Here is a 12,935-nt window from a genome sequence, read left to right as displayed (position 1 = left end):
GAACGGTGACGCCGGACATGCCCTGCCCATGTGTACCAAGGGCTGGACAGGTCCGGCGGCCGACACGCTGATGTTGTAAGGGGATGTGGGCGGCGGTCTAACGCACGGTCTGACCGAGCGGGCGGGCACGGTGCCCGTCGATCAGTGCGGCGGCGGTGAAGAACTCCACGCCGACGGCGATCGCGGACTCGTCCACGTCGAAGTCCCCGCGGTGCAGGTCCCGCTTGGCGGTGTCCCCGGGGGTACGGACCCCGAGGCGGGCCATGGCACCGGGGACGTGCTCCAGGTACCAGGAGAAGTCCTCGCCGCCCAGGCTCTGCTCGGTGTCCTCGATCGAGTCGGCGCCGTTGCGGGCCGCCATCGCCTCCCGGAGCAGCTCGGTGACCACCGGGTCGTTGACCACCGGCGGCACCCCGCGGACGTGGTTGATCTCGAACTTGGCCCCGTGCATGGTGGCGACCTCGTCGATCGCCGCGTGGATCTGGTCCGGCGCCTCGTGCCAGGCGTTCAGGTCCAGGCAGCGCACGGTTCCGGACAGCTCCGCGTGCATCGGGATCACATTGCAGGCGTGCCCGGCCTCGATCCGGCCCCAGGTGATGGACATCCCCGCGCGGGCGTCCATCCGGCGGGCCAGCAGGGCCGGCACGTCGATGGCCACCCGGGCCGCGGCCGTCACCAGGTCGGTGGTCAGGTGCGGCCGGGCGGTGTGGCCGCCGGCCCCGTCGAGGTTGACCTCCAGCCGGTCGCAGGCCGAGGTGATCGGGCCGACCCGCAGGCCGATCCGGCCGGCGTCCACCCGCGGGTCGCAGTGCACCGCGATGATCTTCCCTACGCCGTCCAGCACCCCGGAGGCGATCGCCTCGGTGGCACCGCCCGGCAGCACCTCCTCGGCGGGCTGGAACAGCAGCCGGACCGGCCGCGGCAGCAGTCCCTTCCGGTCCAGCCCGGCCAGCACCAGGCCGGCGCCGAGCACGGCGGCGGTGTGCACGTCGTGCCCGCAGGCGTGGGCCCGGTCGGGGACGGTGGAGCGGTACGGAACGTGGGTCTTCGCATCCGGAATGGGCAGGGCGTCGATGTCCGCGCGGAGGGCCAGCATGGGCCGTAGGCCGTCCCAGGTGCCCACGTCACAGATCAGGCCGGTGCCGGAGTCCAGCACCCGTGGCCGGAGGCCGGCTTTCTCCAGCCGTGCCTTGATCGCGGCGGTGGTCCGGAACTCCTGGTGACCGAGCTCGGGGTGCATGTGCAAGTCCCGGCGGAACGCGATCAGTTCGGTGCGCAGGTGTTCCGGGAGTTTGCCCGGCAGCTCGGGCTGGGCGGGCTCTCCGGGCAGGGCGGTCTGGGACTCGCGGGACATCAACTGGTTCACCTGTTGAAGGTTAGGCGCACCCAACCGCCAACCGGGTGGAGATCGGCAAAAGTTCAACCCGTTCGGGGAAGAAATCCCGTCCTCCGGACGCATGAGCCCGTATGTGCGGGGGTAAACTCCGCCGCTCCTCCGGCCCCCCTCCGGTGTTCATCCAGCCGCGGGGGCCGCCTGTGAGGGGAGTCTGTGCACGTCCCGGGCCGTGTCGGCGACCCCGGCCAGGAACCCGCGGGCCCGGGAGGAGGTGGTCGCGGTCAGCCAGGACGGGTCGATGTCACAGACGGCGACCTTCACCCCGGTTCCGTCAAGTGCGTAGGGCAGGGTGTGGACGACCGTGGACGGAAAGCTCACGATCGTACGGCCGATGGGCCCCCTGCGGGCGATGAGTTCCAGCGGCAGGTCCGGGCGGACGATCTCCAGCCCGGTCGCCTCGCTCAGCGCACGCAGCTTCTCCGGGGACTCGCGGCGGTGGGCGAAGTAGCGGGTCGCCCCGTGCACCCGGGTCAGCCGGCCGACCGCCTCCAGGTACCGGTCCGCGTCGACCACCCCGGTCTCCACCAGGGAGGTCCCGACCAGGTCGGTGCCCTTGGTCAGGCGGGGCGGGCCGAACCGGGAGCGGGTCCAGGCGAAGTCGTTGACCCGGAGGACCATGCCGGGCAGCGGGGTGACGGGCATGGAGGTGAACACCTCCACCCGGCGGTCCGGTCCGGGCGTCAGCCGGCGCCGGGCCCGGCCGGAGACCGGCGCGTACGCCAGCTCCTTGATCCGGGCCAGGGTGCCGGTGCCGGTGCGGTGCCAGCGGCGGAGCCGCTCGCCGCGGCCGAGCTGGGCCAGGAACTCCATGGTGGCGGTGCCGTCGTCGACGACCACCAGCTCCTTGGCCCGGGCCGGCACCAGCAGCAGCTGGACGAACCGGGAGAAGGGGTCGCCGACGACGACCCGGTCGGCCCGCCGGACCTCCCCGGCGAGGGAGGCCAGTGCCTTGAAGGGTGCGGCGGAGCCGCCGCGGGCCTCCTGCCACTGCACGGTGTGCCCCTGGTCCCGGGCGATCCCGGCGATCCGGCGCAGCTGGCCCCGCGACATCGGGTCGGTGGGCGGCAGGACGACGATCCGGAACGGCCGCGCGGCGGCGGCACCGTCCGGGGAGCCGCCGGCCCCGGCCTCCCCCGCCTCCCCGGCCTCCCCGGCCGCTGCGACCCGGCGGTCGGGCTGGCGCGGCACCCCGGCCAGCACCTGCCCGGGGTCCGGCACCGCGTCGGTGGCGGCAGCCGCGTCAGCGTGTGCCCACTCCAGCACGTTGAGGAGCTGGACCGGGCTCTCGACGAAAGCCAGAGTGGAAGCGACAGCGTTCACCACGTGACTCCTGTTCCGGGGAGGTCGGGCGGATGGGTTCGCCGGATCAGACGGCGGCGAGGTCGCCCTGGACGCGGCGGAGCTTCTTCATGGGGCCGAGCTCGGACTCGTAGACCTTCTTGATGCCGTCGCCGAGCGCGGTCTCGATGGTGCGGATGTCGCGGACCAGGCGGGCGAGGCCGCCCGGCTCGACGGAGGCGGCCTGGTCGGAGCCCCACATGGCGCGGTCGAGGGTGATGTGGCGCTCGATGAAGGTGGCGCCGAGGGCGACCGCGGCCAGGGTGGTCTGGAGGCCGGTCTCGTGGCCGGAGTAGCCGATCGGGACGTTCGGGTACTCCTCCTGGAGGGTGTTGATCACCCGCAGGTTGAGCTCCTCCGCCTTGGCCGGGTAGGTGGAGGTGGCGTGGCAGAGCAGGATGTTGGCGCTGCCGAGGACCTCGACGGCGTGCCGGATCTGCTGCGGGGTGGACATGCCGGTGGAGAGGATCACGGTGCGGCCGGTGGCGCGCAGGGCGCGCAGCAGTTCGTCGTCGGTGAGGGAGGCGGAGGCCACCTTGTGGCACGGGACGTCGAACTTCTCCAGGAAGGCGACGGCCTCGGTGTCCCACGGGGAGGCGAACCAGTCGATGCCGCGCTGCCTGCAGTGCTCGTCGATGGCGCGGTACTCGTCCTCGCCGAACTCGACGCGGTGGCGGTAGTCGATGTAGGTCATCCGGCCCCAGGGGGTGTCGCGCTCGATGTCCCACTGGTCGCGCGGGGTGCAGATCTCCGGGGTGCGCTTCTGGAACTTCACGGCGTCGCAGCCGGCCTCGGCGGCGGCGTCGATCAGGGCGATGGCGTTGGCCAGGTCACCGTTGTGGTTGATGCCGATCTCGCCGACGACGTAGACGGGCTGACCGGGGCCGGCGGTGCGCGATCCGAGGGGGCGGAAGCGGGCGTTCGGGATGGCGGTCATGACAGGGGACGTCCTTCGGTCGGTACGGGTGCTGGTGCGTGTACTCGGGGAGGGGTGTGGGTTTCGGTGGGTGCGCTCGGGTCGAGCAGCGGGGCCAGGGCGCGGGCCCGGGCCAGGTCGTGGGGATCGTCGATCTCCAGCACGCGGGCGGGGTCGGTGAGGACGGGCACGGTGTGCCCGAAGAACCGGTGCCGGGCGCGGCGGAAGCCGGCCGCGTCCATGGCGTAGGCGGCGCCGGTCTCCAGCAGGTCCTGGGGGCGGTCCTGGCGGCGGGGGCGGGTGGCCTTGTCGTGGTTGACGCCGGCACCCCCGTCTTCGGGGGTGGTCCGCCAGAGGAAGCCGTGGAACGGGGCGACGGTGAGGGCCGAGTCGGCCGGGCCGGTGGCGACGGCGGCGGCGACCGACTCGACGTCGGAGGCGGTGAGGAACGGGCTGGTGCACTGGACCAGCAGGACCACGTCCACCTGGACGGAGTGGAGTTCCTCGTACGCGTCCAGGGCGTGCAGCAGGGCCGATTCGCTGGTGGCGGTGTCGCCGGCGAGGGCGGCCGGGCGGCGGACCACCTCGGCACCGGCGGCGCGGGCAGCGGCTGCGATGTCGGCGGAGTCGGTGGAGACCAGTACCTCGGTGACCGTGGGTGCGGCCTGGCAGGCCCGGACCGCGCGGATCACCAGCGGGATGCCGGCCACCTCGGCCAGGTTCTTGCCGGGGACGCCCTTGGAGCCGCCGCGGGCCGGGATGACGGCCACCACGCGCGGGGCGGTGGCGGGCGCGGTCACAGCTCCCCCAGCCGGCGGATGACCGGGGCCACCCGCTGGACGCCGTGGCGGTAGGTGCCGCGGGCGGCCTCGCGCAGGTAGGTGCGCAGGTAGCGGCGCAGCCGGGACCGTTCGGAGAGGGCCTTGGCGGCGCCCGGCAGCACGGTGCCGTCGGGGGCCAGGTGGTGGCGGGCCAGGATGCCGGGGAGGTAGCCGGGGGCGGTGGCGGCCGTGTAGTACGGGGCGACCGGCGGGAGTTCGGGCAGCGCCGCGAGGGCGGCGATCCGGGCCCGGGCGGCCTCGTACGGGGCGTCGGAGGTGACGCCCTGGGCGGCCAGCCAGTCCGGGTCTCCGGTGGGCCGCAGGCCGGCGTCGATCCCGTCCCAGGAGACGAGGCAGCCGGAGCCGAGGAAGTGGTGGTTGCCGAGGGCCTCGCGGATGCCGAGGTCGGTGAGGACGGCGGTCGGGATACCACGGGCCAGGGACTCCAGCGCGGCCGTGGAGGAGACGGTCACCAGCAGGTCGGTGCGGTCCAGTACCTCGCCCATGTTCCCGTACACCAGGCGGCAGTTGGGGGGCAGTCCGGCCGGCAGCTTCTCGGCGAGCCGCTGGTAGGGCAGTTCCTCGATGTGCGTGGTGTGTTCGCCCGGCTTGCTGCGCAGCTTGATCAGGACCTCGCGGTCCGGGTGCAGCCGGGCGTGCTCGGCGGCCCGGCGCAGCAGGTAGCTGCGCTCGGTGGGGCCGGCGGGCACGGAGGGCTGGGCGGCGAAGACCACCGTGTGGGCGCGGCTGCCGGCCGGGACGTAGGCCGGGCCGTCCAGGAAGGGCAGGGCGGTCTCGGTGACGGCACCGGCATCGGCGCCCGCTCCCTCGTAGACGGCGCGGAACCGGTCCGCATCGTGGCGGGAGTTGGCGAGGACGACATCGGCGCCGTGGCGCAGCAGCAGGCCGTCGGCGAGCTTCTCGTAGACCACGCCCACATAGCCGGTGACCAGGACGGGCCGCCGCGCGGGTTCGGGCCAGAGGGCGCGGATGCCGTGCAGCACGGCCTGGACGGCCCCGCCGACCAGGGCGAGGACGACCACGTCGTAGTGTTCGCGGCGCAGTTCGGCGAGGAACTCCGCGCAGGTGACCTCGTCGAGCCGGTCGGCCTGCACGCCTACCTCGCCGAGCTGGCGGGCGGTGGGGGTGGCCCGGCCGCGGAGCAGGAAGCCGGTCAGGCTGCCGTCCTCCGCAGCGCAGTCGGGAGCGATGCGGTGCGCGGTGAGTGCGCCCCATTTCCATCGCGTATCGGAATCGGCGAGCACTGCGACCCGCTTGCTTACTGGCACGGGCCAGAAGGTATGCCGGAATTCCGGTGATCGGCCCAACGAACGCACAACGGAGGGTTAACAACCCGTCGACGAAATGAGAATCCGGACGGTGCCGGCGAAATGGCGGGGCAGGTTAACGCCGCCGCCACGCGTCGTTCACTTAAAATCTTCACCCGGTCCATGATGAATGCCGCACCACGCCCTAATGTCTCCGGGGTGGTCAAGCTCTCTGTTGTCGTGCCGTTCTACAACGTGCAGACATACGCACCGGATGCCCTGAAAAGCCTCGAACTCAACGCGCGGGACGACTTCGAGTTCCTCCTCGTCGACGACTGCTCGACGGACGGGACGCCCGAGCTGCTCGAGCGGGCGGCGCGCGAGCTGCCGGGGGCGGTGCACCTCAGACACGAGAAGAACGGCGGTCTGGCCACCGCCCGGAACACCGGACTGGACGCGGCCTCCGGCGAGTACCTGACGTTCATGGACGGGGACGACTGGCTGGCAGCCGGCCACCTGGAGCGCGTCCTGGCCGCCATAGAGGCGCTGAGCTGCGATTTCGTCCGCAATGACCATGTCCAGGTGACCGGGAAGACCCGGACCGTGCAGCACATTCCGTACGGTCCGCAGGGGGTGCCGGCCGATCCGCGGACGGCGATCCTGCCCGCCGAGCGGCCCACCTCGGTGGACTATCCGTACGCCTGGGCGGGGATGTACCACCGCCGGCTGCTGGACCGGGGGCTGCTGCACTTCACCGACGGGCTGCGGACGGCCGAGGACCGGCCGTGGATCTGGCGGCTGCACCGCGAGGCGGAGTCCTTCGCCTCGGTCGGATTGCCCGGAATCTTCTACCGGCGCGGGGTTTCCACCTCGTTGACCCAGATCGGCGACATCCGTCAGCTCGATTTCATCAGGGCATTCGATCAGGTGATCTCGGAAACCGCTGCGGACCGGGATGCCGCCCTACTGCTTCCGAAAGCCGTTCGCACATATTGTGCAATCATCGCGCACCACATCGGCTCCATCGAAAGGTTCGAACCGGCCGTGGCCAAAAAACTCCGTTCGATGAGTTCGGCAGCGCTCGGACGAATGCCGCAGGATGTGCTCGACGCCGCCCTGAACTCCATGGACACCGAACGCTCGGTGCTGCTGCGACGGCTCCGCCGGCGGGCCGGCGACGGGGCGGTCGCCTGATGAACGGCCGTACCACCCAGATCTTCGTGGCCTCCACCCTGTACGGAATGGCCACGCTCGCCGCCGCCATCGACGCCGGCAGCTTCGCCCCGGCCTCCCGGCGGATCCTGCTGACCAGCAACAACGCCGTGATCCCGGAGGTCGCCCCCGGACTCGCGGCGATGCCCGGCTTCGGCGCCCTGCGCACCCGGTTCGACGAGCACCTCGACTGGAACCGGACCATCGAGCCCTTCCACCCGAGCGCCTGGTCCCCCCGCCCCGAGGACGTCCCGCTGTGGGAACGTCAGCTCCGCACCGTGTGGGGGCTGGGCGAGGACCGGATCGAGCTGATCGTCGAGTCCATCCAGGTCTCCCCCGCGCAGGCGCTGTGCCAGCTCTTCCCCGGCGCCTCCGTCGAGGTGTACGCGGACGGGCTGATGAGCTACGGCCCCACCCGGTTCAAGCTCGACGCCCAGCTCGGCATGCGCATCCGCCGGGTGCTCCACCTCGACCTGGTGCCCGGCCTGGAGCCGCTGCTGCTCACCGAGTTCGGGGTGCCGGCCGAGCTGGTGCCCGGCGACGCCTTCCTCAAGGTACTCGCCGAACTCTCCGCCGAGACCGCCGACGCGGACGTGCCGGACCTCCCCGAGGCGCCCGCCCTGCTGCTCGGCCAGTACCTGTCCGCCCTCGAACTCCTCACCCCCGAGGAGGAGGACGAACTGCACCTGGCGATGGTCCGCGGGGCGCACGCCCTCGGCCACACCGAGATCGTCTTCAAGCCGCACCCCAGCGCGCCCGCCCGCTACTCCCGCACCGTGGAGGAGGAGGCCGCCCGGCTCGGCGCCCGGCTGACCATACTGACCGCCCCGGTCCTGGCCGAGGTGGTCTACCAGCGGCTGCGCCCGGCCCTGGTCGTGGGCTGCTTCTCCACCGGACTGCTCACCGCCGCCACCCTGTACGGCCTCCCGGTCGCCCGGACCGGCACCGGCCGGCTCCTGGACCGGGTCGCCCCGTACCAGAACAGCAACCGGGTCCCGATGACCGTGGTCGACGCCCTGCTGCCCGACCTGGCCGATGCCGCGGCGGTGCGCTCCTGGGCCGTGCCCGGCCCGGAGCAGGTCCGCACGGAGCTCTCCGGCCTGCTGACCGCCGTCGGGTACGCCATGCAGTCCCAGGTCCTCGCCGCCCGCCGGGAGGAGGCCGAGCAGTACCTGTCGGCCCATCTGAACGACCACACCTGGCGGTACTTCAAACGGCGCCGCCTGACCACGCTCGGACTGCCCGGCGGGATTCCGGCCCAGCTCTCCTTCCTCCCGAAGAGTCCGGCCCTGCGCCGCGCCGTGCGCCGGATCCGCCGGCTGCAGAAGCAGTCCTGGGGGAAGTCCAGGTGAGTACCACCGCCCTGCCCGCCCAGGACCGCGAGGGTTCCCGGGCGGGCGGCAGTGCCGCGTCTTCCGCCGGCCCTTCGGCCACCCGGTCCGCGGGCCCCTCCCACGGCCGGCTCCGCGCCCTGGACGGGCTGCGGCTGCTGGCCGCGCTGATGGTCGCGCTCTACCACTTCGGCGGGCGCAACGGGGACATCTCCAAGGCCTGGGGGGACTCGCCCCGGGACCTCTTCCCCGATGCCGCGCCCTGGTTCGCGTACGGCCCGCTGGGTGTCCAGTTCTTCTTCGTCATCAGCGGTTTCGTCATCTGCATGAGCGCCTGGGGCAGGCCGCTGCGGTCCTTCCTGGCCTCCCGGGTGGCCCGCCTCTACCCGGCCTACTGGGTGGCGGTCGTCCTCGTCACGGTGGTGTTCGCGCTGCCGATGGTGGCCTGGCGGACCGTGTCACCGACGGACTTCCTGGCCAACCTCACCATGTTCCAGCAGCCGATGGGCGCGGAGCGGGTGCTCGGGGTCTGCTGGACCCTGTGGGCCGAGATGCGCTTCTACGTGCTCTTCGCACTCTTCGTGATCCTGCCGGGCGGGGGCCGGCAGCGCACCCTGGTGTTCTGTGCGGTCTGGGCCGTCGCGGCGGTGGTCGCGGACGCCTCGGAGAACGAGTTGCTCGCCATGGCTCTGATGCCCGAGTACGCGCCGTTCTTCATCGGCGGGATCGGCCTCTACCTGGTCCACCGGAACCGCCGGGACATGGCGGGCTGGGGCATCGCGGCCCTCGGCTGGCTGATGGGCCAGCACTACGCGGTGGCCGGCCTGTGGCACGCGCCCAACCCGAAGTTCTTCTCGTACCGCGAGTCCTGGGTGATCATCGCGATTGTCACCCTGGCGTTCGCGCTGATCGCCCTGGTGGCGGTCGGCCTGTTCGACTGGATGAACTGGAGCTGGCTCACCGTGGCCGGCGCCCTCACCTACCCCTTCTACCTGGTGCACGAGCACCTGGGCTGGGTGGTCATCCACACCCTGCACCGAAGGCTGGAGGTGCCGGCGGTCGCCACCTTCGCGGCCACCGTCGGGATCATGCTGGTGCTGGCCTGGCTGATCCACCGGCTGGTGGAACGTCCCCTCACCCCGAAGCTGCGGCGCGCCCTGGACCGCGAAATCGCCTGACCCGGCGGACCCGGCCGACCCGGGCGACCCGGCCGGCTCAGCTGACGGCGAGCTTGGCCGCGAAGCCCAGGAAGACCACCCCGGCGGCGGAGGTGGCGCCCGCGGAGAGCCGCTTGCGCCGCCGGAAGGCGGCCGAGAGCCGGGTGCCGGTGAAGATCAGGGTGCTCAGGTAGAGGAAGCTGCCCAGCTGCATCAGCGTGCCGAGCAGCAGGAAGGACAGCGCCGGGTAGGCGTACCCGGGGTCCACGAACTGCACGAAGAAGGACAGCAGGAACAGGATCGCCTTGGGGTTGAGCAGGCTCACCACCAGGGCCCGCCGGTACGGCCGCTCGGCGGCGGCGGAGGCCGCCGGCTGCGGTTCCGCCAGCAGTTCCTCCTGCCGCGCCCGGCGGTCCCGCCACATCACCACCGCGGCCCGCAGCAGCCCGAAGGCCATCCAGCCCAGGTACCCGGCGCCGACCAGCTTCACGATGCCGAACAGCACCGGGCTGGCCTGGAGCAGCGCCCCGGCGCCGACCGCGGTCAGCAGCATCAGCACGGCGTCCCCGGTGAACACCCCGGCGGCGGCCCGGTATCCCTCGCGCACCCCGCGCCGGGCCGCGACGGACAGCACGTAGAGGGAGTTCGGCCCGGGCAGCACAATGATCAGCACCAGGGCGGCGAGGTAGGTCGGAAGGTCGATGACACCCAGCATGTGCAGGAGTGTCGCCGACTACGCACCTGTCGCGCCACCTGTTTCACCATGTGGAATCGGCCGGCTCGTACGCCCCCCAGACCTCCCGCAGCGCATTGCAGACCTCCCCCACCGTGGCCCGGGCACGGAGCGCCTCCCGCATCGGGTAGAGCACGTTCTCCGTCCCCGTCGCAGCCGCCCGCAACGCGGCCAGGGCGGTGTCCACCGCCGCCCCGTCCCGCTCCGACCGCAGCCGGGCCAGCCGCTCCCGCTGCCGGACCTCGATCTCCGGGTCCACCCGCAGCGGCTCGTAGGGCTCCTCCTCGGCAAGCGCGTACCGGTTGACCCCGACCACCACCCGCTCGCCGCTGTCGGTCTGCCGGGCGATCCGGTAGGCGCTGCGTTCGATCTCACCCTTCTGGAAGCCCTGCTCGATCGCCGCGACCGCCCCGCCCATGGCCTCGACCCGGTCCATCAGCTCCACGGCCGCCGCCTCCAGCGCGTCCGTCATCGCCTCCACCGCGTACGACCCGGCGAACGGGTCGACGGTGTGCGGCACATCCGTCTCGTACGCGAGCACCTGCTGGGTGCGCAGCGCCAGCCGGGCGGACTTCTCCGTCGGCAGCGCGATGGCCTCGTCGAAGGAGTTGGTGTGCAGCGACTGGGTGCCGCCGAGCACCGCGGCGAGGCCCTGGACGGCCACCCGGACCAGGTTGACCTCGGGCTGCTGGGCCGTCAGCTGGACCCCTGCGGTCTGCGTGTGGAAGCGCAGCATCAGCGACTTCGGGTCGCGGGCCCCGAACTCCTCCCGCATCACCCGGGCCCAGATCCGGCGGGCGGCCCGGAACTTCGCCACCTCCTCCAGCAGGGTGGTGCGGGCCACGAAGAAGAAGGACAGCCGGGGCGCGAACTCGTCCACGTCCATGCCGGCGCCGATGGCCGTCCGGACGTACTCGATGCCGTCGGCGAGGGTGAAGGCGACCTCCTGCACGGGCGAGGCCCCGGCCTCCGCCATGTGGTAGCCGGAGATGGAGATGGTGTTCCACCGGGGGATCTCGGCCCGGCAGTAGCGGAAGGTGTCGGCGACCAGCCGCAGCGATGGCCCGGGCGGGAAGATGTAGGTCCCGCGGGCGATGTACTCCTTCAGTACGTCGTTCTGCACCGTGCCCGTCAGGCGGTCGGCCCCGATGCCCTGTTCCTCCGCCACCAGTTGGTAGAGCAGCAGCAGGAGGGCGGCCGGAGCGTTGATGGTCATCGAGGTCGAGACCCGGTCGAGCGGAATCCCCTCGAAGAGCACCCGCATGTCGTCGACCGAGTCCACGGCCACCCCGACCTTGCCGACCTCGCCGTGGGCGAGCGGCGCGTCGGAGTCGTGTCCCATCTGGGTGGGCAGGTCGAAGGCCACCGACAGGCCGGTGGTGCCGGCCTCGATGAGCTGCCGGTAACGGGCGTTGGATTCGGCGGCGGTGCCGAATCCGGCGTACTGGCGCATGGTCCAGGGCCGCCCGGTGTACATGGAGGGATAGACCCCGCGGGTGTAGGGATAGCTCCCGGGTTCGCCCAGTTTGACCTCCGGGTCCCAGCCCGTCAGGGCCTCGGGCCCGTAGACCGGTTGCAGGGGCAGTCCGCTTTCGGTGTGTGACATCCGACAGAAACCTCCGTAGTGCCGACCGGACCGGCCCTGATAAAACGTCTCCGCGCCGTCCGCGACAGCCTTGTCCGGCGGCCGGCAGGCCACGGCCGTCGGTCACAATGGCGCAACATCCCGAGACTGTCCGCAACTATCCACGCCCGCGGAGCATCGTCTCAGTAGAAGCCGCAGACAACGGGGGATGAAGGATGCACCGCCACAACCGCCAGAGAGTCATATCCCGCACGCTCGCCGCCGGCGCCACCGCCGTCGCACTCGCCGCCGGCGCCACCGCCTGCGGCCCGCAGGAGAGCAAGCCGTCCGCACCCGCGGCGCTCGCCCCGTCCCCTTCGGGCGGCGGCGCCTCCTCCGGGACCCCCGGCACGCCCACGCCCTCGGCCCCGCCCTCGGCTTCCACGGACGGCAAGTCCGGCGAGTCCGCCTCGCCGTCGGCCTCCGCGTCGAAGCCGGGCAAGCCCTCCGCCTCCGCCTCGCCCACGGTCAAGTACCTGATGGCGAACGGCGACGAGAGCGAGCAGGTCCGTGAGCTCCAGGCCCGGCTCCGGCAGCTCGGCCTCCTGAAGACGGCGCCCACCGCGTTCTACGGCTCCAAGACCACCGCAGCGGTGAAGTCCTTCCAGGGCAAGCACGGTCTGGCCGTCACGGGCGGGGTGGACGCGGCCACCTGGCAGAAGGTGCAGAGCGCCACCCGCAAGCCCACCGCCGACGAGCTGCGTCCGCCGACCACCAACGAGCTGGCCGCGCCGGACCCGCGCTGTATGCAGGGGCGGGTGATGTGCATCAGCAAGGAGAGCCGCACCCTGGCCTGGATGATCGACGGCAAGGTCGTCTCCTCGATGGACGTGCGCTTCGGCTCGGAGAACACCCCCACCCGTGAGGGCGTGTTCAACGTGGGCTGGAAGGCCAAGGAGTGGACGTCGACGATCTACCACACGCCGATGCCGTACGCGATGTTCTTCAGCGGCGGCCAGGCCGTGCACTACTCGTCGGACTTCGCGGCGCGCGGCTACAACGGCGCCTCGCACGGCTGTGTGAACGTCCGGGACAAGGGCAAACTCGCTGCGCTGTTCGAGCAGGTGAACGTCGGCGACAAGGTCGTCGTCTACTGGTGAGCCTGCGGGCGCACGGCATGTAGGAACCGCGGTACGTAA

General features: G+C 71.9%; 10 protein-coding genes and 1 pseudogene. 4 read left to right on the top strand and 7 right to left on the bottom strand.

Annotated features, from left to right (window positions below):
- Positions 1 to 97: 97 nt before the first annotated feature.
- From DEJ50_RS20205 to DEJ50_RS20185, 5 genes and pseudogenes are all read right to left on the bottom strand, one after another.
- The gene (locus DEJ50_RS20205) at positions 98 to 1,354 is read right to left on the bottom strand and encodes an amidohydrolase (RefSeq protein WP_150212244.1); all 1,257 of its coding nucleotides are present in this window, start codon (positions 1,352 to 1,354) and stop codon (positions 98 to 100) included.
- Positions 1,355 to 1,513: 159 nt separating this feature from the next.
- A complete protein-coding gene (locus DEJ50_RS20200) occupies positions 1,514 to 2,716 on the bottom strand; it encodes a hypothetical protein (protein WP_190344583.1) in 1,203 nt (400 codons plus the stop codon).
- A 46-nt stretch (positions 2,717 to 2,762) separates the two neighbouring features.
- A complete protein-coding gene (locus DEJ50_RS20195; RefSeq protein WP_150209359.1) occupies positions 2,763 to 3,671 on the bottom strand; it encodes an N-acetylneuraminate synthase family protein in 909 nt (302 codons plus the stop codon).
- 59 nt (positions 3,672 to 3,730) lie between these two features.
- Positions 3,731 to 4,450 (bottom strand): annotated as a pseudogene (locus tag DEJ50_RS20190) (cytidylyltransferase domain-containing protein); the annotation flags it as partial.
- Entirely contained in the window at positions 4,447 to 5,760 is a 1,314-nt protein-coding gene (locus DEJ50_RS20185; protein ID WP_190344581.1) for a DUF6716 putative glycosyltransferase, read from the bottom strand. The pseudogene DEJ50_RS20190 and the gene DEJ50_RS20185, both read right to left, overlap by 4 nt.
- Positions 5,761 to 5,958: 198 nt before the next feature.
- On the opposite strand from DEJ50_RS20185, the gene DEJ50_RS20180 reads away from it, so the two are divergent.
- The 3 genes from DEJ50_RS20180 to DEJ50_RS20170 are packed head-to-tail and all read left to right on the top strand — an operon-like array spanning position 5,959 to position 9,460.
- The gene (locus tag DEJ50_RS20180) at positions 5,959 to 6,933 is read left to right on the top strand and encodes a glycosyltransferase family 2 protein (protein WP_150212242.1); all 975 of its coding nucleotides are present in this window, start codon (positions 5,959 to 5,961) and stop codon (positions 6,931 to 6,933) included.
- Entirely contained in the window at positions 6,933 to 8,303 is a 1,371-nt protein-coding gene (locus DEJ50_RS20175) for a polysialyltransferase family glycosyltransferase (RefSeq protein WP_150209357.1), read from the top strand. The genes DEJ50_RS20180 and DEJ50_RS20175 overlap by 1 nt, the downstream gene beginning before the upstream one ends.
- On the top strand, positions 8,300 to 9,460 hold the full coding sequence (locus DEJ50_RS20170; RefSeq protein WP_317852552.1) for an acyltransferase: 1,161 nt from the start codon (positions 8,300 to 8,302) through the stop codon (positions 9,458 to 9,460). Before DEJ50_RS20175 ends, DEJ50_RS20170 begins: the two co-directional genes overlap by 4 nt.
- A 37-nt stretch (positions 9,461 to 9,497) precedes the next feature.
- On the opposite strand, the gene leuE is transcribed toward DEJ50_RS20170, so the two are convergent.
- Together leuE and DEJ50_RS20160 are read right to left on the bottom strand one after the other, a co-directional pair.
- Entirely contained in the window at positions 9,498 to 10,154 is a 657-nt protein-coding gene (gene leuE / locus DEJ50_RS20165) for a leucine efflux protein LeuE (protein ID WP_150209356.1), read from the bottom strand.
- A gap of 43 nt (positions 10,155 to 10,197) precedes the next feature.
- Positions 10,198 to 11,778: a methylmalonyl-CoA mutase gene (locus DEJ50_RS20160; protein WP_150209355.1), complete on the bottom strand. Its 1,581-nt coding sequence runs from the start codon at positions 11,776 to 11,778 to the stop codon at positions 10,198 to 10,200.
- 194 nt (positions 11,779 to 11,972) lie between these two features.
- Between DEJ50_RS20160 and DEJ50_RS20155 the strand changes: the two genes are divergently transcribed.
- Positions 11,973 to 12,896 (top strand): L,D-transpeptidase family protein, encoded by a 924-nt coding sequence (locus DEJ50_RS20155; RefSeq protein ID WP_150209354.1) that lies wholly within the window; start codon positions 11,973 to 11,975, stop codon positions 12,894 to 12,896.
- Positions 12,897 to 12,935 lie beyond the last annotated feature (39 nt).

This window comes from Streptomyces venezuelae, from assembly GCF_008642295.1.
GTDB classification, from domain to species: Bacteria; Actinomycetota; Actinomycetes; order Streptomycetales; family Streptomycetaceae; genus Streptomyces; species Streptomyces venezuelae_C.
The sequence above is the reverse complement of the archived record's forward strand: the minus strand, read 5'-3'. Positions and strand labels throughout refer to the sequence as shown.

Excerpts from the sequence above, each read along its gene's own strand:
- DEJ50_RS20205 (WP_150212244.1), bottom strand. The coding sequence starts at position 1,354 with ATGTCCCGCGAGTCCCAGACCGCCCTGCCCGGAGAGCCCGCCCAGCCC.
- DEJ50_RS20195 (WP_150209359.1), bottom strand. The coding sequence starts at position 3,671 with ATGACCGCCATCCCGAACGCCCGCTTCCGCCCCCTCGGATCGCGCACC.
- DEJ50_RS20175 (WP_150209357.1), top strand. The coding sequence starts at position 6,933 with ATGAACGGCCGTACCACCCAGATCTTCGTGGCCTCCACCCTGTACGGA.
- leuE (WP_150209356.1), bottom strand. The coding sequence starts at position 10,154 with ATGCTGGGTGTCATCGACCTTCCGACCTACCTCGCCGCCCTGGTGCTG.
- DEJ50_RS20160 (WP_150209355.1), bottom strand. The coding sequence starts at position 11,778 with ATGTCACACACCGAAAGCGGACTGCCCCTGCAACCGGTCTACGGGCCC.
- DEJ50_RS20155 (WP_150209354.1), top strand. The coding sequence starts at position 11,973 with ATGCACCGCCACAACCGCCAGAGAGTCATATCCCGCACGCTCGCCGCC.